19 protein-coding genes are annotated in these 20,898 nt (G+C 65.4%); 3 read left to right on the top strand and 16 right to left on the bottom strand.

Features of this window, described 5'->3' with window-relative positions:
* Window positions 1–190: 190 nt before the first annotated feature.
* Window positions 191–562: a response regulator gene (locus IVB24_RS20765; RefSeq protein ID WP_247768392.1), complete on the top strand. Its 372-nt coding sequence runs from the start codon at window positions 191–193 to the stop codon at window positions 560–562.
* A 3-nt stretch (window positions 563–565) separates the two neighbouring features.
* On the opposite strand, the gene surE is transcribed toward IVB24_RS20765, so the two are convergent.
* The 12 genes from surE to IVB24_RS20705 all read right to left on the bottom strand — a co-directional run bounded on the left by surE (window position 566) and on the right by IVB24_RS20705 (window position 12,591).
* Window positions 566–1,333: a 5'/3'-nucleotidase SurE gene (gene surE / locus IVB24_RS20760; RefSeq protein WP_247768390.1), complete on the bottom strand. Its 768-nt coding sequence runs from the start codon at window positions 1,331–1,333 to the stop codon at window positions 566–568.
* 99 nt (window positions 1,334–1,432) lie between these two features.
* Window positions 1,433–1,795: a hypothetical protein gene (locus IVB24_RS20755; protein WP_247768388.1), complete on the bottom strand. Its 363-nt coding sequence runs from the start codon at window positions 1,793–1,795 to the stop codon at window positions 1,433–1,435.
* Between the two features lie 76 nt (window positions 1,796–1,871).
* Complete coding sequence (serS, locus tag IVB24_RS20750) at window positions 1,872–3,203, bottom strand: serine--tRNA ligase (RefSeq protein WP_247768386.1); 1,332 nt, start codon at window positions 3,201–3,203, stop codon at window positions 1,872–1,874.
* A gap of 136 nt (window positions 3,204–3,339) precedes the next feature.
* Window positions 3,340–4,155, bottom strand: coding sequence for a twin-arginine translocase subunit TatC (tatC, locus tag IVB24_RS20745; protein WP_247768384.1), 816 nt, complete (start codon window positions 4,153–4,155; stop codon window positions 3,340–3,342).
* Window positions 4,152–4,697: a Sec-independent protein translocase protein TatB gene (gene tatB / locus IVB24_RS20740; RefSeq protein WP_247768382.1), complete on the bottom strand. Its 546-nt coding sequence runs from the start codon at window positions 4,695–4,697 to the stop codon at window positions 4,152–4,154. The genes tatC and tatB overlap by 4 nt, the downstream gene beginning before the upstream one ends.
* A gap of 88 nt (window positions 4,698–4,785) precedes the next feature.
* Window positions 4,786–5,019 (bottom strand): twin-arginine translocase TatA/TatE family subunit, encoded by a 234-nt coding sequence (locus tag IVB24_RS20735; RefSeq protein ID WP_028145381.1) that lies wholly within the window; start codon window positions 5,017–5,019, stop codon window positions 4,786–4,788.
* Window positions 5,020–5,187: 168 nt separating this feature from the next.
* Window positions 5,188–5,952 (bottom strand): SMC-Scp complex subunit ScpB, encoded by a 765-nt coding sequence (gene scpB, locus IVB24_RS20730; RefSeq protein ID WP_162308567.1) that lies wholly within the window; start codon window positions 5,950–5,952, stop codon window positions 5,188–5,190.
* A 21-nt stretch (window positions 5,953–5,973) separates the two neighbouring features.
* Window positions 5,974–6,813, bottom strand: a complete 840-nt coding sequence (locus IVB24_RS20725; protein ID WP_140479874.1) for a ScpA family protein — start codon at window positions 6,811–6,813, stop codon at window positions 5,974–5,976.
* On the bottom strand, window positions 6,810–7,838 hold the full coding sequence (nagZ, locus tag IVB24_RS20720; protein WP_247768380.1) for a beta-N-acetylhexosaminidase: 1,029 nt from the start codon (window positions 7,836–7,838) through the stop codon (window positions 6,810–6,812). The genes IVB24_RS20725 and nagZ overlap by 4 nt, the downstream gene beginning before the upstream one ends.
* 46 nt (window positions 7,839–7,884) lie before the next feature.
* Window positions 7,885–9,441 carry an SPOR domain-containing protein gene (locus IVB24_RS20715; protein WP_247774139.1) on the bottom strand — a complete coding sequence of 519 codons (1,557 nt, stop codon included), beginning with the start codon at window positions 9,439–9,441 and terminating at the stop codon, window positions 7,885–7,887.
* Between the two features lie 141 nt (window positions 9,442–9,582).
* A complete protein-coding gene (gene argS / locus IVB24_RS20710) occupies window positions 9,583–11,373 on the bottom strand; it encodes an arginine--tRNA ligase (RefSeq protein WP_247768379.1) in 1,791 nt (596 codons plus the stop codon).
* Between the two features lie 9 nt (window positions 11,374–11,382).
* Window positions 11,383–12,591, bottom strand: coding sequence for a deoxyguanosinetriphosphate triphosphohydrolase (locus IVB24_RS20705; RefSeq protein WP_247768377.1), 1,209 nt, complete (start codon window positions 12,589–12,591; stop codon window positions 11,383–11,385).
* 110 nt (window positions 12,592–12,701) lie between these two features.
* Here IVB24_RS20705 and erpA point away from each other — a divergent pair, with 110 nt between their 5' ends.
* Complete coding sequence (gene erpA, locus IVB24_RS20700; protein ID WP_094890440.1) at window positions 12,702–13,031, top strand: iron-sulfur cluster insertion protein ErpA; 330 nt, start codon at window positions 12,702–12,704, stop codon at window positions 13,029–13,031.
* Window positions 13,032–13,037: 6 nt separating this feature from the next.
* Here erpA and IVB24_RS20695 read toward each other — a convergent pair whose 3' ends face one another.
* A complete protein-coding gene (locus tag IVB24_RS20695; protein ID WP_247768375.1) occupies window positions 13,038–15,368 on the bottom strand; it encodes an ATP-binding protein in 2,331 nt (776 codons plus the stop codon).
* A gap of 134 nt (window positions 15,369–15,502) precedes the next feature.
* On the opposite strand from IVB24_RS20695, the gene xth reads away from it, so the two are divergent.
* Window positions 15,503–16,300 (top strand): exodeoxyribonuclease III, encoded by a 798-nt coding sequence (gene xth / locus IVB24_RS20690; RefSeq protein ID WP_247768373.1) that lies wholly within the window; start codon window positions 15,503–15,505, stop codon window positions 16,298–16,300.
* Between the two features lie 64 nt (window positions 16,301–16,364).
* Here the strand turns inward: xth and IVB24_RS20685 are convergent, their stop codons facing one another.
* From IVB24_RS20685 to IVB24_RS20675, 3 genes are all read right to left on the bottom strand, one after another.
* A complete protein-coding gene (locus IVB24_RS20685; RefSeq protein WP_094977771.1) occupies window positions 16,365–17,192 on the bottom strand; it encodes a tetratricopeptide repeat protein in 828 nt (275 codons plus the stop codon).
* The gene (gene ilvD, locus IVB24_RS20680; protein ID WP_166475184.1) at window positions 17,179–18,903 is read right to left on the bottom strand and encodes a dihydroxy-acid dehydratase; all 1,725 of its coding nucleotides are present in this window, start codon (window positions 18,901–18,903) and stop codon (window positions 17,179–17,181) included. Before ilvD ends, IVB24_RS20685 begins: the two co-directional genes overlap by 14 nt.
* A 1,362-nt stretch (window positions 18,904–20,265) precedes the next feature.
* Window positions 20,266–20,847, bottom strand: coding sequence for a hypothetical protein (locus IVB24_RS20675; protein ID WP_247768372.1), 582 nt, complete (start codon window positions 20,845–20,847; stop codon window positions 20,266–20,268).
* Between the last annotated feature and the right edge of the window lie 51 nt (window positions 20,848–20,898).

Genomic DNA, 20,898 nt, shown 5'->3' with positions numbered 1-20,898 from the left:
TCAACCCGGGCGCTAGAATCGTGTTCCTGCTCAGGAACCTATGATATCCTTCGCTTGGAGCATTTGACCACAAATTGGCTTGCCACGGGCGAGCCGCGATGACCATTTTCAGATATCCGTTCGTCAAAACGCGCATTGCGTCAATTCGTGTTATCTGCGAACGTTTTTGGCAATGGGCAAGGGACCAACTATGACCGCGACAGGGCTTTTAGGCCGCTCTGTATTCCTCGTCGAAGACGAGGTGATGATCAGGATGATGGTCGCGGATATGCTCGAAGAGCTCGGCTACAGGGTCGCAGCTGAGGCGGGCGACATCACCGAGGCCCTGCGGCTCGCCCAGGCGACCGAATTCGACATCGCCATTCTCGACGTCAACGTCAACGGCAAGGTGATCTCGCCGGTCGCCGACGTGATCAAGGCGAAGGGCTGTCCGTTCATCTTCGCCACCGGCTACGGCTCCTCCGGCCTGCCCGAGCAATATCGCGACCGGCCGGCGCTTCAGAAGCCGTTCCAGCTCGACGCGCTCGGCAAAACCATCGAAGCCGCACTTCGCGGCGGCTAGGCGCTATTTCAGCGTCGCGCTGAGCTCTTCCGAAAACGCTTCGTTGGTGCGGTCGAGCCTGAGCGGCGTGACTGAGACATAGCGCTCCCGCAGCGCCGCCAGATCGGTACCGTCCGCCGGCGTGTCCAGCATCGCAGAGCGCTCGAAGCCGATCCAGAAATAGGGATTGTTGCGGCCGTCTCTGCGCTCGTCGATCCGCAAGAAGCCGAGATTGCGCTTGCCCTGGCGCGTGACGCGGATGCCGAGCACTTCCTCAGGCGCGCAGGAGGGGAAGTTGACGTTGATGACGGTGTCCTTCGGAATGCCGGCGGCGATCACCTTGCGCAGGATGTCGGGCCCGAACTTGCGCGCGGTGTCCCATGGCGGGCGGTCCCGGGTCTCGACGCTGAACTCCTGCGACAGCGCGAATGACGGCAACCCCAGGATGGTGCCCTCCAGCGCGCCGGCGATGGTGCCGGAATAGACCACGTCCTCGGCGACGTTGCGGCCCTTGTTGACCCCGGACAGCACGACGTCGGGTAGCTTGGCGCCGAGGATATGGCGCGCCCCCATGATCACGCAGTCGGTCGGCGTGCCGCGCACGGCGAAGTGCCGCGGCCCGACTTCGCGCAGGCGCAAGGGATCGTTCAGCGACAGCGAATGCGAGACGCCGGACTGGTCGAGCTCGGGCGCCACCACCCAGACGTCGTCGGACAGCGCGCGCGCGATCTCCTCGACCACCTTGAGGCCGGGGGCGTGAATGCCGTCGTCATTGGTGCAGAGAATGCGCATGCGAAGGGCCGATTCCAAAAAGCGGGGTCTGAGCCGTCTTATCCGGCTCCGGCCGATCAGGCAAACCGGCTGATCAGGGGGCGGGGCGGCCTGAGCCCATTAGCGGCGGATGCGCCATTGCGGCAGGAAGCGCGCCAGCCGGCCCTCCGCATGCAGCTTCATCGCCGGCACCGCCGGACTGACGATCGGCGCCTCGATCACGCCGAGCGCCTCCAATTCCGCAACGAGCGCGTCCGGCTCCGACGTTTGCGGAAAGCGCTCGCGGGCCACCGTCAGCGCGCTGTCGAAGTCGGCAGCGTTCACACCGGGCTTGGCCCGCCGGCTCTGCACGAAATCCTCGTCCCAGAGCCGCGTGACCTCGATGTCGAGCACGCCGCGCAGGCGCTGATCGACGGCCTGGATTCCGCCCCCCGTCACCGCCCATTGTCGGCCGACCCAGAAGATGTCGCGATGCAAGGCCATGAACGGTCGGTTCGCATTGACGGATGGCCGGCAGGATAGCCAGCCCTCCGCTCCGCGCAACCGATCGTTTCCAGCGTTAGTCCCGCCCGATCACTTTCACGCCGCCCATATAGGGCTGAAGTACGTCGGGGACCGCGATCGAGCCGTCCTCCTGCTGATAGGTCTCCATCACGGCGATCAGCGCGCGGCCGAGCGCAGTGCCCGAACCGTTCAGCGTGTGGACGAAACGCGGCTTGCCGTCGGGACCGCGCGAGCGCGCATCCATGCGGCGCGCCTGGAAGTCGCCGCAGACCGAGCAGCTCGAGATCTCGCGGAATGCCCCGCCCTCGCCCTGGCCCGGCATCCAGACCTCGATGTCATAGGTTTTTTGCGACGAGAAACCCATATCCCCTGCGCACAGCGTCATCACGCGATAATGCAGGTCGAGCCGCCGCAGCACTTCCTCGGCACAGGCGAGCATGCGTTCGTGCTCGTCCCTGCTGCTCTCCGGCGTCGTTATCGAGACCAGCTCGACCTTGGTGAACTGGTGCTGGCGGATCATGCCGCGCGTGTCGCGCCCGGCCGCGCCCGCCTCGGCACGGAAGCACGGCGTCAGCGCGGTGAGCCGCATCGGCAGCTGCTTTTCGTCGAGGATTGATTCGCGCGCGAGGTTGGTGAGCGATACTTCCGCGGTCGGGATGAGGCCAAGGCGCTCTGTCTTCAGCCGCTCCTGGTCGGGCGACGCAAGGAGTTCGCCCTTGATCGCCCAGAACTGATCGTCCTCGAATTTCGGCAATTGTCCGGTGCCGAACATGATCTCGTTGCGAACCAGCAGCGGCGGATTGATCTCGGTATAGCCGTGCTCGTCGACGTGCAGATTCAGCATGAACTGGCCAAGCGCGCGCTCGAGGCGCGCCAGGCCCTTCTTCAGCACGACGAAGCGCGCTCCCGACAGTTTTGCCGCCGCCTCGAAATCCATGTCGCCGAGCGCGGTGCCGAGATCGTCATGCAGCTTCGGCGCGAAGCTGTAGTTGCGCTTGTTGCCGAACACATGGCGCTGCACGTTGCCGTGCTCGTCGACGCCGTCGGGCACGTCGCCGAACGGAATGTTCGGGATGGCGGACAGCTCTTTTGCCAGCTCATCGTCGGCGGCTTTCGCGGCGGCCTCGAGCTGCGGCATCGTGGTCTTAAGCTCGGCAACTTCGGCCATCAGCTTGGCCGCGCGCGCCTCGTCCTTCGCTTTCTTCGCGTCGCCGATTTCCTTCGAGGCCGCATTGCGCCGCGCCTGCGCCTGCTCGGACGCCAGGATCGCCGCGCGCCGCGTCTCGTCGACCGCGAGCAGCGCGGTCGACAACGGCTTCAGGCCTCGCCGCGCGAGACCGGCGTCGAAGGCTTGCGGATTGTCGCGGATCGATTTGATGTCGTGCATGGCTGTCTTCCCGTCATGGCCGGGTTTATCCCGGCCATCCACGTCCTTGCCGCCTTAGATCAAGCCGTGGATGCCCGGGTCAAGCCCGGGCATGACGAATCATGGGCTGAGCGGCGCAATGATAGAGCGAAAGGCCCTACTCTGCCGGATTGGCCGGCGTCGACACGTCGGTGCCGGTCGCGGCCTGCGCGGCTGCCGCCACCTTCTTCTCCACCATCGCGACCGCGATGATCGATCCCTCGTAGAGCAACAGCAAGGGGATCGCGAGCGAGCACTGGCTGAGTATGTCGGGCGGCGTCAGCACGGCCGCGATCACGAAAGCGAGGACGATGAAATAGCGCCGCTTCTCGCGCAGCATCTTCGCCGAGACGATGCCGATGCGGCCGAGCAGAGTCAGGATCACCGGGAGCTGGAAGGCGATGCCGAAGGCGAAGATCAGCGACATCATCAGCGACAGATATTCGCCGACCTTGGGCAAGAGCTGGATCTGTGCGGTCTCGTCACTGCCGGCCTGCTGCATGCCGAGCGAGAAGCGGACCAGCATCGGCAGCACGACGAAATAGACCAGGGCGGAGCCCAGCACGAAGAAGAAGGGAGTCGCGACCAGATACGGCAGGAAGGCCTGCTTCTCGTGCTTGTACAGTCCCGGCGCCACGAATCCGTAGATCTGCGTCGCAATGACCGGGAACGAGATGAAGCCGGCGCCGAACAGCGCGAGCTTGAGCTGGGTGATGAAATATTCCAGCAGCGCCGTGTAGATGAACTTGGAATTCTCGGGACCCGCGACCCACACGAACGGCCAGACCAGCACGTTGTAGATCTGCTTGGCGAAGAAGAAGCAGAAGATGAATGCAATGCCGAAGCCGAGCAGCGCCTTGATCAGCCGCGAGCGCAGCTCGATCAGATGGTCCATCAGCGGGGCTTTGCTGGCCTCGATATCGGCGTCGCTCATGACGCTTTGGCGTCCTTGATCGCTTCGGATGGCGCGGTGTCCTGCGCGACCTGCGCCTGCTCGACCTCGCGGACGATCGCCAGCGGCTCGTTCGCGGCTGCGTGTGCCTCGGCTTCCATGAAGGTCGCAGGCGTCGGCGCTTCCGGTGTCGTCGGAGTGACCGGCGTTTCACTTGAAGTCGCCGGCGCTTCAATTGAAGTCGCCGGCGGCTCGATAGCTGCAGTCGCAGGCGTCTCGGCCGGCTTGTCCAGCGCATCGACGCGCAGCGCGTCGCTGACGTCCTTCTGGAGCGAGGTCAGCGGATTGTTGCTGGTGAAGCCGGTCGCGGCTTCCTTGACCTCGTCAAAGCTCTTCTTGAGGTCGGCCATTTCGGCCTCGCGCATCGCTTCCTGGAATTGGCCCTGGAATTCGGCGGCCATCTTGCGCGCCTTGCCCATCCACTGCCCGACCATGCGCAGCACGCCCGGCAGCTCTTTCGGGCCGATGGCGACCAGGGCGACGACCCCGATCAGGACCAGTTCACTCCACCCGATGTCGAACATGAGGTCTTCCGTTCACGCGAAGCCGCAGCCGGCCAAATCCCTTGCGCGCAGGATCGGGCCGCACCCCGCGTCTCGCGTGCTTTCCGGCTCAGACGGCCTTGCTGCCGACGTCGGACCGCGCCGCGGTCGGCGCATTGTTGTGCTCGATGGACTTCGCCGGCTCGGGCTTCTCGGCGGGCTTGTCGTCGTCCTGCATGCCCTTCTTGAACGCCTTGATGCCCTGCGCCACGTCGCCCATCAGATCCGAAATCTTGCCGCGGCCGAACAGAAGCAGGACCACTGCGATCACCAGGATCCAGTGCCAAATGCTGAGTGAACCCATCCTGCAACCCTCCAAACGCACATGGCCGGGGACCCGGCCGATCTGCTCCGAAACCTAGGCTCGGCAGGTGTTAAAAACAAGGACCTAGGCAGTGCCAATTCGCTGTTGGCACTACGTAATCTTGCTAAGTGTTAACCGGTCGCAGGGCGCCGGTAAAACGCCGGGGCCTCACTCTTCGGTGCCGCCTTCGCCGCCACCCTCATGGCCGCCTTCCGGCGCTTCTTCCGGGGTCTCGGGCTCGACCGCGGGCGCCAGCGCCAGATCGAGGTCCTCGCCCGGTTCCAGGGGATCCTCGTCTTCACGCAGCTGCGGGTCGTCCGACGGCGTCGGTACGCTGAATCCGGTCGGCAGGCGCGAATCCAGCAGGCCCGTGCCCTTCAGCTCCTCGAGGCCCGGCAGATCGCCGAGCTGTTCCAGGGTGAACTGCGACAGGAAGTCCTCCGTGGTTCCGAAGGTCAGCGGACGGCCGGGCGTCTTGCGTCGGCCGCGCGGCTTGATCCAGCCGGTCTCCAGCAGCACGTCGAGCGTGCCCTTCGAGGTGACGACGCCGCGGATCTCCTCGATCTCGGCGCGCGTCACAGGCTGGTGATAGGCAATGATCGCCAGCACTTCGATCGCCGCGCGCGACAGGCGGCGGGTCTCGGTGCTCTCCCGCGTCATCAGCCAGGCGAGATCGCCGGCCGTCCGGAACGTCCATTTGTTGGCGACGCGAACGAGATTCACCCCGCGCAACGAATAGTCGGCCTGTAGCTGCTCGAGCGCGGCCTTGACGTCGACGCCTTCGGGCATGCGCTTGGCCAGCGTCGCGGTATCCAGCGGTTCACTCGAAGCAAACAGCAGCGCTTCCAGCAGCCGCAATTCCTCGGGACGTGCCTGGGTTTCGTTCTCCATCGGCTCGGCCTCTTCTACCCGCACTTCAGCCAGGCTTGCCATGGTAGCTTCTCCTTCTTGCACTTAAGCGACCGGCGCATCAGGCGCAGGAGCTGCGTCCGGCACCGGCTTGGGGCGCCCCTTCCGGAAATAGATCGGCGCAAACGCCTCTTTCTGGTTCAGCTCCAGCTGACCTTCGCGCACCAGCTCCAGTGCAGCGGCGAAGCTCGAGGCGAACACCGTCGCGCGCTGGGTGGGATCGGCGACGTGCCGGACCAGGAAGTCGTCGAGCACGCCCCAATCGTCCTGCTCGCTGATGCTACCGACCAGCCGCTCCAGCGTGGCGCGCGCCTCGGCGAGCGACCACACCGTGCGCTTGGCCAGATGCACGCTCGCCAGCACGCGCGACTGGCGCTGGGAGGCATAGGCGGTGAGCAGATCGTACAGCGTCGCGGTGTATTTCGGATGCTTGATCTCGGCGATCTGCTCGGGCTCGCCGCGCGGGAAGATGTCGCGCAGCAATTGCTGCCTGTTCATCAACCGGTTGGCGGCCTCGCGAATGGCCTCCAGCCGGCGCAGGCGATTGGCGAGCGCGGTGGCCATCTGCTCGGCGCTCGGGCCTTCCGCGCTCGGCGGCTCCGGCAGCAGCAAGCGCGACTTCAGGAAGGCGAGCCAGGCCGCCATGACGAGATAGTCGGCGGCAAGCTCGAGCCGGATCTTTCGCGCGGCTTCGATGAAGTGGAGATATTGGTCGGCCAGCGCCAGGATCGAAATCTTGGCGAGGTCGACCTTCTGGTTCCGAGCCAGCGCGAGCAACAGGTCGAGCGGGCCCTCATAGCCCTCGACGTCCACCACCAACGCCGGTTCATCCTCGGCGAGCTCTGCAGGCCGGCCGGTCTCAAACGATAAGATTTCTGCAGTCATGCGGATGCCGTGTTTGCCCGTGCGATCAATGCGTCCAGCTCCATCCGTGCGGCGACGCGGTCGAGCGGCTGCGGAGCCTTGCGCGCGGCGAGCGCGGCGTTCGCCCGCTCCAGCGCCCGGCCCGACAACTCAGGTGTCTGGCCGGCAACCTCGCGCATCTCTTCGATGTTGCCGTTGCAATGCAGCGCCATGTCGCAGCCGGCCGCGAAGATGGCGCGGGTCCGCTCGGCGATATTCCCCGACAGCGCGTTCATCGACACGTCATCACTCATTAACAAACCCTGGAACCCGATTACGCCGCGAATCACGTCAGCAATCATTGTCGCAGATGTCGTCGCCGGTTGGGCGGGGTCGACGGCGCTAAACACAACATGTGCAGTCATGGCCATCGGCAGGTCCGAAAGCGGCTCGAACGCGGCGAAGTCGGTCCGTTCCAGCTCGGCCCTCGGCGTGTCGACCGTCGGCAGCTTGAAATGGGTGTCGGCAGTGGCCCGCCCATGGCCGGGGATGTGCTTGAGCACCGGCAACACGCCGCCCTGCTCCAGACCCTCGGTGATCGCGCGGGCAATTGCAGCGACCTTGCCGGGCTCGGTGCCATAGGCCCGGTTCCCGATGACGGCGTCGGCGCCCTCGACCGGCACGTCGGCCAGCGGCAGGCAATCCACCGTGATGCCGAGATCGGCTAGATCGGCTGCGATCAGGCGGGCCGACCGGCGCGCCGCGGTGAGCCCAAGGGCCGAATCAGTGTCGTACAGGGTCGAGAAGACGGCGCCCGGCGGATAGACCGGCCAGTGCGGCGGACCCAGGCGCTGCACCCGTCCGCCCTCCTGATCGATCAGGACAGGCGCGTCGGCGGCACCCGCCGCCGCCCGCAATTCCGCAACCAGTGCAGCAACTTGAGCTGGCGTTGCGACATTGCGTTTGAAGAGGATGAAGCCCCATGGGCGCTGGTCGCGGATAAACTCCCGCTCGACGGCGGTCAGTTCCGTTCCGGATACACCGGTAATGAAGGCCCGCGTGCTCATAACGGCCGATTAACCCTGACCCGCGAGGGGGTCAAGGAAACGGCCGTTAATTCCTCTGGACGAAGCAGGCGGACAGGCCTGCGGACTTCAGGCTGTTGCAGGCGTGCGTCGCCTCCTCGGCCGAAGCATAGGGCCCAGCGAAGGCGCGGTAGACGACGCCCTTGCCCTTGTCGGTGAGGTCGACGCGCTTGATCACCGGCGAACGGGAACCGAGCACGCTGCCATACTTGCCCTGAAGCACCCGGTACGACGCGGCGGCGCTATCCTCGCTCTGCTGCGAAGAGACCTGCACGATGTAGCCGCCGCCGCTGCTGGCCGGCGCGATCTGGGTCGGGGCGGTAGCAGCCATCCGCTGCGGCGGCTCGGCCGCAGGTGCGGATTGCGGGGCCAGCGACATCGGCTGATTGGCGCTGGCATTGGCCGAGGTCGGCGGATTGCGCAACGCGGCCGGTGCACTTGGCGCGGCAACAGACCTCGGCGCAGCCGTGGGCCTGGCAGCAGCAGCCGATTGCGGCGTGGCGCTATCGGTCTGATCGCCCTTCACGGCGACAGTCCTGATCGGGCGCGGCGAATTGTTCGGCAGCGTGCCGTTGCTCGCGCCCGGCGGAGGTAGCGCGGACGGTGACACGCTCGCCACCGACGGCGGATTCGCGTTCTGGTTCAGCGGCGGGAACACCACGCGGGGACCGCCTGCCTTGGCGTTGACGTCGACCGGCGCCTCTTCGCGCGGCACGATCTTCTCGGAGCCGTCGCCGATCGCCATGCGATCCGGCACCTTGGACGAGGAATCGGACGGCGCCGGCACGATCTTGGTCGGAGTGTTGTCGGCCCTGATGATCGGCGGCTCGCCGCTGCGGGGCGAGCCGACATAGGTCTTGTAGGCGAAGGCAGCGCCCGTGCCGACCACGGCCAGCGCCAGGATCGCCGCGATCGTCATCATGCCGCCGCGCTGCTTCTTGGGCTCATCGAGCTCGGCCTCCGGATAGTCGCTCTGATACGCGTAGGGATCGTCCGGATAGGCCGGCTCGCGCTGATAATCCTGCTCGGCTGCCTCCAGCCGGCCGTAGAGCGCATCGTCGTAACGCGCCGGATCGGGCTGCTGATACGGCTCCTGATAGGCCTGCTGCTGGTAAGCTTGATCCTGCTGCGGGTAAGCCTGCCCCGGATAGGCGTGATCCTGATAGGCCTGCGACTGATGAACATCAGGCTCGAGCGGAGCGGGGTGGGCCGAATAGCGATGCAACGGATGAACCGGATTGACGGCTACCTGATAGTCGGGCTCCGGGGCCGGCGGCTGCACATTGGCGCGGCGCATCCATGAGGGCGGCCCGGGCGGCGGCGGCACGGTCGGCTCGGCGTAGTCCGGCTGATAGTCGTCTTGCCGATAGTCGTCTTGCCGATAGTCGTCGTCCTGATAGCCCTGTGCGGGCGCAGCGGCTGCCGGCGGATGAGCGCCAGGCCGCGATTGCGCAGCAAATGGATCGGTCTGTCCGATCAGGCGGGCGAGCTCGGCCAAGGGATCGCCTTCCGCCTTGCCATGCTGGCTGCCACCGCGACCATAGTCATCGGAGGGAAACGGTCTGTCCTGATATCGTTCGGCCATCGTGATGATGCGTCCCTTCGGGAAAGCCGCGCGCCCCTCGACCAAGGCACGGCCTTCGACCCACAAGGCTTTCAACCAAGTCTAAGCGATCCGGCTTCTGCCGGTTACCCCCGATATTCCCCTTAGGTAGTTCGCCCCAAACTACCGCATCTCGTTCGGAGCATGGACGCCGAGGATGGCGAGGCCCGATGCCAGAACCGAGACGACGCCCTGGACCATGGCCAGCCGCGCCTTCGTAAGCTCTGCATCATTATTGATAATGAAGCGTAAATAGGGCAAATCGCGCCCCTTCGTCCAAAGTGCATGAAATTCGCTGGCTAAATCATAGAGATAAAAGGCAATTCGGTGCGGCTCGTGGGCGCTTGCGGCGGCTTCCAGCATGCGCGGAAATATTGCGAGCCGCTTGAGCAGGTCGAGCTCGACGGGGTCGGAGAGCCGTTCCACCGCCGAGTCAGCGAGCCAGGCGATCCGCTCGCCGGCATCCTCGGGGAGTTCCGGGAACACCTCCGTCCGCGCGTTGCGGAAGATCGAGTGGCCGCGGGCATGGCCGTACTGAACGTAGAACACCGGGTTGTCGCGCGACTGTTCCATGACCTTGGCGAGGTCGAAATCGAGCACCGCATCGTTCTTGCGGTACAGCATCATGAAGCGGACGGCGTCCTGGCCGACCTCATCCACCACCTCACGCAAGGTGACGAAGTCCCCGCTCCGCTTGGACATTTTCACCGGCTCGCCATTGCGCAGCAGCTTCACGAGCTGGACGATCTTGACGTCAAGCGCGCCCTTGCCCGACGTCGTCGCCTTCACCGCCGCCTGCATGCGCTTGATGTAGCCGCCATGGTCGGCGCCCCAGACGTCGATCATCTCGGCGAAGCCACGGTCGAACTTGTTCTTGTGGTAGGCGATGTCAGAGGCGAAGTAGGTGTAGGAATTGTCCGACTTGATCAGCGGACGATCGACGTCGTCGCCATAGGCGGTGGCCTTGAACAGCAACTGCTCGCGGTCTTCCCAGTCCTCGACCGGCGCGCCCTTCGGCGGCGGCAGACGGCCCTCGTAGATGTCGCCCTTGGCCTTCAGGAAATCGATGGTCTCGGCGACCTTGTTGTTGCCGGTCTCGATCAGCGAGCGCTCGGAGAAGAACACGTCGTGGCGGATGTTGAGGGCGGCGAGGTCGTCCTTGATCTCGTCCATCATCATCGCGATCGCCTTGGCGCGCACCGTGGGCAGCCACTCGGCTTCATTCTTGGCGAGGAGCTTGTCGCCATGCTCCTTCGCGAGCGCCTGTCCGACCGGCTTCAGATAGTCGCCGGGATAGAGCCCTTCCGGGATCGCGCCGATGTCCTCGCCGAGCGCCTCGCGATAGCGCAGGAACGCGGAGCGCGCGAGCACGTCGACCTGCGCGCCGGCGTCGTTGATGTAGTATTCGCGCGTGACGTCGTGGCCTGCGAATTGGAGCAGGCTCGCCAGCGCGTCGCCGAACACTGCGCCGCGGCAATGGCCGACATGCATCGGTCCGGTCGGATTGGCCGAGACGTATTCGACATTGACCTTGGAGCCGCCGCGGACGCGGCCGTAGTCGGCGGCCTCGCGCAGCACGGTCCGCAGCGCCTCGGCCCAGGCGGCGGGCTTCAAGGTCAGATTGATGAAGCCGGGACCGGCGACGTCGACCTTGGCGATCAGGGCATCAGCGCGCAGCCGCTCGGCGATCTGCTCGGCGAGATCGCGCGGCTTTGCCTTGGCCTCTTTTGCCAGCACCATGGCGGCGTTGGTCGCCATGTCGCCATGGGAGGGATCGCGCGGCGGCTCGACCACCACGCGCGAGACATCGATGCCCTCGGGCCAGTTGGCTTCCACGGCCAGCGTACGGCAGGCGGCGTGCACGCGTGCAAGCACGTCGGCGAACAAATGCGGTGCTGAGGATGTGTCGGGCATGGCCGCCGCCTAACGCAAATCCGGGGTCGAGTCAAAAAGCCGCTGGTGCTCGGTGAGGGCGAAACGGTCGGTCATTCCGGCAATGAAATTGCCGATCCGCCGCGCCCGGTCCCCCTCATTGTCCGCCTCCGCTCCCGCCAGCCATTCCGGTGGCAGCTCGCCGGGAGATTTCAGGTATTTCGCGAACAGGTCGAACAGGATCTGCTCCGCCTCCCCCATCACCCGCATCACCCGCTTGTGACGGTACATGTGCTGGTAGAGGAAGCGTTTGATGGCGGCCTCCTCCTCGGCGACCTCGGCCGGAAACGCGATCAGGGCCCGGCTCTGCTGGCGGACGTCCTGGGCCGATTGCGGTTTGACGGCAGCGAGGTTCCTCTCGGCCTCCGCGAACACCGCACCGATCAGATGCGAGATCAGTTCGCGCACCAATTCGGCGCCGCGCCGGAGGTCTTCGAGATGGGGATAGTGCGCTGAAGTCTCGGCAATGATTTCAGCCGTGAGCGGCATCACCTTGAGATCGTCGAGATCGAACAGGCCGGCGCGCAGGCCGTCGTCGATATCGTGGGCGTCATAGGCGATGTCGTCGGCGATGGCTGCGACCTGCGCCTCAAGCGAGGCGAAGCTCCACAATTCGAGGTCGTAGGTCTTGATGTAGTCGGCGATGCCGACGGGAATGCCGTGCTCGCGATAGCGCCCGACCGGCGCGCCGCTGCGGTCGGTCAGCGGACCGTTGTGCTTGACGATCCCCTCGAGCGATTCCCAGGTCAGGTTGAGCCCGTCGAACTCGGGATAGCGATGCTCCAGCGAAGCGACGACGCGCAACGTCTGGGCGTTGTGGTCGAAGCCGCCAAAGTCCTTCAGGCAGGCGTCCAGCGCCCGCTCGCCGGCATGGCCGAACGGGGGATGACCGAGATCGTGGGCCAACGCCAGGGTTTCGGTGAGGTCCTCGTCCAGCCCGAGCTGCCGGGCCAGAGCACGGGCGATCTGGGCCACCTCCAGCGAATGGGTCAGCCGGGTCCGGTAATGATCGCCCTCGTGGAACACGAACACCTGGGTCTTGTACTTCAGGCGGCGAAACGCGGTGGAATGGATCACCCGGTCGCAATCCCGCCGGAACGGGCTGCGGGTTCGGCTCGGCGGCTCCGCAACCAGCCGGCCGCGGCTGCGGTCGGGATCGCAGGCATAGGGCGCGTGGGGGGCAGCCATTCCGACGGACACGACGAATTTAGTCCCTATCCATTTGATTCTGCGTATCCTTGCACTTAACTATGCCGGGCGCGGGATACCAAATGAATTGGGTATGACCGCGGGACTATCGGAGACGAGCCATGACGACCGATGTGACCATCAGTGACCGCGCCGCACGCCGGATTGGGGAGATCCTCAAGGGCGAAGGCACAGGCGCGATGCTGCGCATCTCGGTCGAGGGCGGCGGCTGCTCGGGTTTCCAGTACAAGTTCGACATCGACCGGGCGCGAACCGACGACGATCTCGTGATCGAGCAGGACAACGCGGTGGTGCTGGTCGATTCCGCCTCGCAGCCGTTCCTGGCCGGCTCGCAGGTCGATTTCGTCGATGATCTGATCGGCGCCTCGTTCCGCGTCAACAATCCCAACGCCACCGCGTCCTGCGGCTGCGGCACCAGCTTCTCGATCTGACCGGTATCAGGCGCCCGTCATCTGCCTTTCCTCGTCCGTCCACTCGACATCGAGCGGCATCAGCGCCGGCTGGAGCGGCGCGTCTTCCGACATCGTGTGGCCGTCGAGCGCACGCAGCAGCGCGGCGACCAGCGCCGGCTTGCGCAGCGGCTTGGCGAGGAAATCCGACATGCCTGCCTCGCGGCAGATCCTGACGTCCTCGGGGAAGGCGTTGGCCGTCAGCGCGACGATCGGCAAGGCCGCCAAGCGCCCGCCTTGCGCACGGATCGCGCGGGTGGCTGCAAGCCCGTCCATGTCGGGCATGCGCACGTCCATCAGCACCACATCGTAGTTGCCTTCTGATGCCGCCGCGACGGCTTCAGTGCCGTCGGTGACGACGCGCAGCTCGACGTCGAAGGCCCCCAACATCTTGCTCACGACCATGCGGTTGACCGCATCGTCCTCCGCGACCAGCACCTTCAACGGCCGATCGAGGCCGGCGATACGGGCCTTGAGCTCCTCGGCCTCGTCCTGGCCGGCCGTCTGCTCGGAGGCCTGCACCTGGCTCCAGGGCAGTACCAGCGTGAAGCGGAAGGTCGAGCCCTCCCCGGGCGTCGAGGTGACGCCGATGGTGCCGCCCATCTGCTCGATGATGCGCCGGGAGATCGCAAGCCCAAGCCCGGTGCCGCCGAAGCGGCGGCTGATCGAGGCATCGGCCTGCGCGAAGTCGCTGAAGAGCTGGCCGAGTTTTTCGGGGGCGATACCGATGCCGCTGTCGGTCACCGTCCATTCGACGGTCGCCAGCAGGTCTCGGCGTGCCTGGCAGGTCGCGCAGATCGTCACCTCGCCCTCATCGGTGAACTTCACCGCGTTGGACGCGAAGTTGAGCAGCACCTGGCGAATGCGCGCGACGTCGCCGCGCAGCGTCGGCGGCAGGCTCGGGTCGAGCTCGACCTTGATCGCCAATCCCTTGCTATTGGCGCTCGCGCGCGCGACGTTCGCGACCGTCTCGACCAGCGCCTGCGGGGCGAAGTCGATCGCCTCGAAGGCGAAGCGTCCGGCCTCGAGCTTGGAGAGGTCGAGGATGTCGTTGAGGATGCGCTGGAGATTGTCGCCGGACTCGCGGATCGTGGTCACCGCCTCGTGCTGCTCCGGGTCGAGCTTGGTCTCCAGCAGCATGCTGGCGAGCCCGAGCACGCCGTTCATGGGCGTGCGGATCTCGTGGCTCATCACCGCGAGGAAGTCCGATTTCGCGCGGCTCTCGGCCTCGGCCTTTTCCGCGCGCCAGCGCTCGGTCACATCGCGCCCGAAGCCGCGATAGCCGAGGAACTGGCCCTCGCGGTCATAGGCGGGCTTGGCCGTCAGCGACCACAGCCGCGCCTCGCCGCCGGCGACGACCTTGATGTTCATCTCGTGCAGCGGCTCGTTCTGCTCCATCAGGCCAACAACGTTGTAGGCCGCGCTCTTCTCCTCGGGGCAGAGCATGTCGAGCACGTCGGCGAAATACGATCCCTTCAGCAGCGGCAGCGGCAATTGCGCAACGTCGGCGAAGCGTTGGGGCACATTGACCAGATGTCCCTCGGCGTCGGTCTGCCACAGCCAGTCGCTGGCGTTCTCCTGGAAGTCCTTCAGCAGCAATGAGATGATCTCGGTCTGCCGCTCCAGTTCGAGCTGGGCCTTGAGATTGCCGAGGAACAGATTGCCCTGCGAGACGATGTTGCGCGCCATGAAGAACGCGAACAGCAGCAGGAACACCGCCGTCACCAAATACGGCCCGGTGCCGCACAGCAGCAGCGCGCCCGCGCAGCCGACCGTCATGGTGGCGAGATAGACCAGGCCGGCGCGCGGGAAGGTCGAGAACGTGAAGGCGCCGCCGGACATCATGCCGACCATCAGGCAGGCCAGGATCAACTGGCTGGTCGGCTCGATGCGGCTGAACAGAGCGAGCGGCAGCGCGCCCCAGATCGCGGCGAGGAACACCGCCTGGCGCAGCATCTGACGCGCGGCACGTGGCGAGGCCTCCTGCGGCGGGTTGCGATGCGACCGCCGCCATGAGCGCACCGCCAGCGAGGCGGTGGCGCCGAGCGTCAGGCCCCAGATCGCGAGGAAGTCGTTCCAGCCGCGGCCCCAGAACAGGATCAGCACGATGCCGACGTTGAGCATCGTCACCGCCATCGTCACCGGGATCAGCCGCGTCACGGCGTCGATCTGCTTGGCGCGGATGCGGCCGATCTCGCGCTCGCTGAGGCCGGCAGTCAGGCTGTCCTCGATCTCGAAGCCGCCGAGCCAATACAGGAACGCGCCGATCAGGCCGTCACGCGGCTCGGTTCGCTTCATCGATTTGTCCGGCCATCCCATCCGAGGAACCTTTTGACGATCAATGGCCTGCCGCCTGCTTAAGCCGGGTTAATTTTGTGGGAGATTTTGCGGCGTCCTTGACGGGCGCGTTTGCAGTTTGTTCTAACCATGGCCCCTGCCCGGAGCCCGCCGACATGACCATCAGAGTTGCCACCTGGAACGTGAACTCGGTCCGGCAGCGGATCGACCTTCTCCTGACCTGGCTGAAGGAATGCCAGCCGGACATCGTCTGCCTGCAGGAGATCAAATGCGTCGACGAGGCCTTCCCGCGGCTGGAGATCGAGGCGCTCGGCTACAACGTGGTCACGCACGGGCAGAAGACGTTCAACGGCGTTGCCCTGCTCTCCAAGCTCCGGTTCGACGAGACCAAGTCCGGACTGGCCGGTGACGATGAGGATGCCCACGCCCGTTTCCTCGAAGGCGTGGTGACGCTGAAGTCTGGCGTGCTGCGCATCGCCTGCCTTTATCTGCCCAACGGCAACCCTGTCGGGACCGATAAATATCCCTACAAGCTCAAATGGATGTCCCGGCTTCTTGAATATTCGAAGGAGCGCCTCAAGACCGAGGAGCCGCTGATCCTCGCAGGTGACTTCAACGTCATCCCGCACGCCCGTGACGTCCACAATCCCGCCGCCTGGACCGAGGACGCCCTGTTCAAGCCCGAGACGCGGGAGAGCTTCCAGTCCCTGCTCGGCCTCGGCCTGACCGACGCCCTGCGGGCCGTGACCGACGAGCCGGGCCTCTACACGTTCTGGGATTACCAGGCCGGCGCCTGGCAGAAGAATCAGGGCCTGCGGATCGATCATCTGCTGCTGTCGCCGCAGGCCAGCGACCGGCTCGCCAATGTCGGCATCGACAGCTATGTGCGGGGCTGGGAGAAGCCGTCGGACCACGTACCGGTGTGGGCGGATCTGGATCTGGAGGCGGCGTGAACGGAAGCTTGATGGGCGGATTACGCCTTCGGCCAATCCGCCCAACGACACTGGAATCGGGGTTTTAATCCCGGCGGCCCTGCACCCACTGCTCCAGCATCTGCAGGCACATGGCGCGGTCGTCGTCGGAGGCCTTGGCGAGGGCGCGGTTGTAGTTTTCCTTGATCCAGGTCTCTTCCGCGCCGGCGCTGTCACGCGCCAGCGTCAGCCACATCAGGCCGCGCGCGGCCTGCCGCGGCAGGCGGTCGCCGTTGAACAGCATCTGGCCAAGCAGTGCCTGGGCCTGATGCTGGCCCTTCTGCGCGGCAAGGCCGAGCCAGCGCGCGCCGTACCGGAAATCCTCGCGCGAGGCGTCCGGCGTCTTCAGGTAGAGCCGGGCGAGATCGTATTGCGCGTCGGCATTGCCGAAATAGGACGCCGCATAGGAGAACATCTCCCGCGCCCGATCCGGATCCGACTTGATCTTCGAGTTCGGGATGCCGCTGAGATAATAGCGGCCGAGCGCGACGAAGGCGTTGGCCACGATCTGCGCCTGCGGCGCCGACGGGCTGTCCTCGGCATGCGCATTGGCGATCCGGCTGAAATATTCGAAGGCGCGCAGATCGTCCTGGGCGACGCCGTCGCCATTGGCGTACATGCGGCCGAGCTTCCACTGCGCGATGGGGTGACCACCCTCGGCGGCATATTGCAGCGCGCTGAGCGAGGTCTCCTGAGGCACGGCCGCCGGCGCGACCTTGCCGCGCACGCCACCCGTGACATTGGGCAAGGCGGTCACGACCGGGATGGTGGCGTCCTTCGGGTTGACCGGCGCGCCGTCGAAGGCAAGCGCCGGCGCGGCCAGCGCACTGGCCCCCAACACAAACGCAACAATGGCACGCCTAGATGTCCGCATAACACTGTTTCTCGTGCGCGCCGCCCGGATGGGTCACTGCCCCCCCGACCGCTGGTCCAACCTGTTGAGCATATTTCCAGAGCGCACCTGATGTGTGGTTAGTCGCGCGAGCGCTCCATTTGGTCTTGCGCTGGGCGAGCTCGGCGTCGCTCAATTTTACGTTAAGGGTACCGGCGACCGCGTCGATCTCGATGATGTCGCCATCCTCGAGCAGCCCGATCGGGCCGCCAATGGCCGCCTCGGGCCCGACATGGCCGATGCAGAAGCCGCGGGTGGCGCCGGAGAAACGGCCGTCGGTGATGAGCGCGATCTTGCCGCCCATGCCCTGGCCGGTCAGCGCCGCGGTGGTCTGGAGCATTTCCCGCATGCCGGGACCGCCCTTGGGCCCCTCGTAGCGGATCACGATGACTTCGCCTTCGCGGTAGGTGCGCTTCTGGACCGCCTCGAAAGCATCCTCCTCACGGTCGAAGCACCTGGCCGGACCGGTGAACCTGAGGTTGGACATTCCCGCGACTTTCACGATCGCACCTTCTGGCGCCAAATTGCCCTTCAGACCGACCACGCCGCCAGTGACGGTGATGGGCTTGTCTGCCGGGTGCACCACGTCCTGGTGCGGATTCCATTTCACGCTCTTGAGGTTTTCGGCGATCGTGCGGCCCGTAACGGTAAGGCAATCACCGTGCAGGAAGCCATTGTCGAGCAGCGTCTTCATCAGAAGCGGTATGCCACCTACTTCAAACATGTCTTTGGCGACATAACGGCCACCCGGCTTCAAATCCGCGACATATGGTGTCTTTTTGAAGATTTCGGCGACGTCGAACAGGTCGAATTTGATGCCGCACTCATGCGCGATCGCCGGCAGGTGCAGCGCAGCATTAGTCGAGCCGCCGGACGCCGCAACCACGGCGGCGGCATTCTCCAGCGCCTTGAGGGTCACGATGTCGCGCGGCCGGATGTTCTGGGCGATCAGGTCCATGACCTTCTCGCCCGCGGTCATGCAGAAGGCATCGCGGATTTCGTAGGGTGCCGGAGCACCGGCCGAGTAAGGCAGCGCAAGGCCGATCGCCTCGGAGACGGTCGCCATGGTGTTGGCGGTGAACTGCGCGCCGCAGGCGCCCGCAGAGGGGCACGCCACGCGCTCGATCTCGTCGAGGTCCTCGTCCGACATGGCGCCGACCGAGTGCTTGCCGACGGCCTCGAACATGTCCTGCACGGTGACCTGCTGGCCCCGGAAATTGCCGGGCAGGATCGAGCCGCCATAGATGAAGATCGAGGGAACGTTGAGGCGGACCATCGCCATCATCATGCCCGGCAGCGACTTGTCGCAGCCGGCGAGGCCCACGAGGGCGTCATAGGCGTGGCCGCGGACGGTCAGCTCGACCGAGTCGGCGATGCATTCGCGCGACGGCAGCGAGGAGCGCATGCCGTCATGGCCCATGGCGATGCCGTCGGTCACGGTGATGGTGCAGAATTCGCGCGGCGTGCCACCGGCGGATGCCACGCCCTTCTTCACGGCCTGCGCCTGGCGCATCAGGGAAATGTTGCAGGGCGCGGCCTCGTTCCAGCAGGAAGCGACGCCGACGAAGGGCTGGTGGATCTGCGCGGTGGTCAGACCCATGGCGTAGAAGTAGGAGCGATGGGGCGCGCGCGTTGGCCCTTCCGTCACGTGACGGCTCGGCAGCCTCTGCTTGATGTCGGTCTTCGCGTCCATCGCAAACCAGTTTCCCCGGTGAACCCTTTCAGACCCGAAAAATCAGAGCCAAGATTTGAATCGACCTTGGGATTTCTCGTCGCCCTCGAAGATCGCCGCTGCCCTAAAACATTAGAGTGATTTTATTCATGTTCGGGTGTGGCCAAAAAGCGGCGGCGAGGCGAACGGCCGGTAAGGAAGGTTAAATCCGGAATGAGTGTTGCGGAGACACCACAATCGTTACCCGGAAGACACGAGCCGAACTACCGCAATACCCTCGTTGGAAAGGTCCACCACAACCTCAGATTTTGTTTCGGCAGTATCACCTCCGAGTTTGCTCCACGACGCGGTGACCGTGCGGCTGAGTCGGGCGCGCGCCCCTCACCAATGGCCTTCGGCTCGCGTCCCGGACAAGCCGCAGCGCGCCAGGGTCGCGGCGCAGAGCCGGGATCCAGAAAGCGCTAGATTGCGACGCGGATGGATGGGCCCCCGGCTCTGCAGCGCATCACACCGGACGATGCTTCGCATCGCCGGGCGTGCTGCGCAGGGTACGGGGCAGGAGAGCAGAGTGTAGCGCACGCATTGCGACGCTCCCCTGCAGATCCCAGCGGCGGTGCAGACGCGCCTTTGCGTTCTCGCGGCGCATTTCGCCCGAGCTTTGCTTCATCGCTCCACCCTCTGAATCCAAGAGGGCACAGGGAAGGCCGGGTGCCGGCTGGCACCCGCGGTCCGCTGCGCGAAATGCACGCGCAAAAAGAACCGCACAGCAGCATACAGGTGTCGCCGATCACTCGGCCTTCCCTGCGCGATGGCTGGACGGCTTATGCCGTGATCTCCCGGGAGCCGACCATTCCTTTTGGCCTCCCTCGCCCCGCGAATTTAAACGATGCAGTCTGCCCGGTTGGGCTCGCTCGCACCTTCGCGAAAGACTTGACCGTGGCAACGACGGCCAGGACCACACGGTTTTGCCGTACGCACGCTCGCTGGTCACCACATTATCTCCCGGCGTTGTCGACGTTGCCGAAAGAATGTGGCGAGACGAACTGAACAGCGCCGTCGTCCGCACGAAGCCTCGGGCTCACAGGGACTACCCGCCCTGCCCGCACCTCTCATGCCGACGCTGCCGCGCCCACCGCAACCCGGCTCGCGAACAAGACGACCTCAAGTCGCCCCTCTTGGGTGAGCCGGGATGATCGACACATACGCCGAAACCGAATTTCGGTAAAGTGGAATATTTTTGCGCGCGTGGATTGACAGAGACCGACACAGACACGGTCCCGTAGCCCGGATGGAGCGGAGCGCAATCTGGGACGGTGCAAAATGCCGGGCGAGCGGCCCCGGATTGCGCTCCGCTCCATCAGGGCTACGGTCACGATCGTCCGCTCAGGCCGACATCGCCCCCTTGGGTCCGGCCGGGCCGACCAGGCGGACGATCTCGCAGACGGCGACGAGGCCGGCGAGCCAGACGGCACAGGTCAGAGCGATGCGCGTCACGATGGCGGCGGTGAAGGCGACCTCGCCGCCGAGGAACGGTGTCGCGGTGAACAGCGCGAGCTCGTAGATCCCATAGGCGGCGACGAGCGTGATCGCCAGCATCAGCGGCGTGCGACCCTGCGGCAGCAGGCCGAGCACCTTCGACGCTGCCGCGGTCGACAGAAGCGCAGCCGCGCCAATGACAAAGCCCCAGGCAATCGTGCCGGAGTCGACGGGATAATGCAGCACGCCGAAACCGATGGTCTGGTTGACGAGCCAGGCGCCGGTGACGACGAGCAGCGCCGAGCGCTGCGGTAGCATCGCCGCGGCAACGACTGCGAAGGCAGCGAACGGCGTGGCACAGGCGAACGCGAAGCTGGCGAGCGCGCATGAGGCCGTCAGCAGCGCAAAGCAGAACATCGGCGCAAGGCGCGACGCGACCGGGTGAATCCGGAAGCGATCGCCGCGAGACGGCAGGATGCCATGAGCCATGGTGTTGAGGCACGGGTGATCTCCTTCTCTTTGAGGTCTAGTCCATTTGGG

The organism is Bradyrhizobium sp. 192, from assembly GCF_023100965.1.
GTDB classification, from domain to species: domain Bacteria; phylum Pseudomonadota; class Alphaproteobacteria; order Rhizobiales; family Xanthobacteraceae; genus Bradyrhizobium; species Bradyrhizobium symbiodeficiens.
The sequence above is the reverse complement of the archived record's forward strand: the minus strand, read 5'-3'. Positions and strand labels throughout refer to the sequence as shown.

Bases quoted from the DNA above. Each gene is read 5' to 3' on its own strand.
- IVB24_RS20765 (WP_247768392.1), top strand. From the start codon at position 191: ATGACCGCGACAGGGCTTTTAGGCCGCTCTGTATTCCTCGTCGAAGAC.
- surE (WP_247768390.1), bottom strand. From the start codon at position 1,333: ATGCGCATTCTCTGCACCAATGACGACGGCATTCACGCCCCCGGCCTC.
- IVB24_RS20755 (WP_247768388.1), bottom strand. From the start codon at position 1,795: ATGGCCTTGCATCGCGACATCTTCTGGGTCGGCCGACAATGGGCGGTG.
- serS (WP_247768386.1), bottom strand. From the start codon at position 3,203: ATGCACGACATCAAATCGATCCGCGACAATCCGCAAGCCTTCGACGCC.
- tatC (WP_247768384.1), bottom strand. From the start codon at position 4,155: ATGAGCGACGCCGATATCGAGGCCAGCAAAGCCCCGCTGATGGACCAT.
- tatB (WP_247768382.1), bottom strand. From the start codon at position 4,697: ATGTTCGACATCGGGTGGAGTGAACTGGTCCTGATCGGGGTCGTCGCC.
- IVB24_RS20735 (WP_028145381.1), bottom strand. From the start codon at position 5,019: ATGGGTTCACTCAGCATTTGGCACTGGATCCTGGTGATCGCAGTGGTC.
- scpB (WP_162308567.1), bottom strand. From the start codon at position 5,952: ATGGCAAGCCTGGCTGAAGTGCGGGTAGAAGAGGCCGAGCCGATGGAG.
- IVB24_RS20725 (WP_140479874.1), bottom strand. From the start codon at position 6,813: ATGACTGCAGAAATCTTATCGTTTGAGACCGGCCGGCCTGCAGAGCTC.
- nagZ (WP_247768380.1), bottom strand. From the start codon at position 7,838: ATGAGCACGCGGGCCTTCATTACCGGTGTATCCGGAACGGAACTGACC.
- IVB24_RS20715 (WP_247774139.1), bottom strand. From the start codon at position 9,441: ATGGCCGAACGATATCAGGACAGACCGTTTCCCTCCGATGACTATGGT.
- argS (WP_247768379.1), bottom strand. From the start codon at position 11,373: ATGCCCGACACATCCTCAGCACCGCATTTGTTCGCCGACGTGCTTGCA.
- erpA (WP_094890440.1), top strand. From the start codon at position 12,702: ATGACGACCGATGTGACCATCAGTGACCGCGCCGCACGCCGGATTGGG.
- IVB24_RS20695 (WP_247768375.1), bottom strand. From the start codon at position 15,368: ATGGGATGGCCGGACAAATCGATGAAGCGAACCGAGCCGCGTGACGGC.
- xth (WP_247768373.1), top strand. From the start codon at position 15,503: ATGACCATCAGAGTTGCCACCTGGAACGTGAACTCGGTCCGGCAGCGG.
- IVB24_RS20685 (WP_094977771.1), bottom strand. From the start codon at position 17,192: ATGCGGACATCTAGGCGTGCCATTGTTGCGTTTGTGTTGGGGGCCAGT.
- ilvD (WP_166475184.1), bottom strand. From the start codon at position 18,903: ATGGACGCGAAGACCGACATCAAGCAGAGGCTGCCGAGCCGTCACGTG.
- IVB24_RS20675 (WP_247768372.1), bottom strand. From the start codon at position 20,847: ATGGCTCATGGCATCCTGCCGTCTCGCGGCGATCGCTTCCGGATTCAC.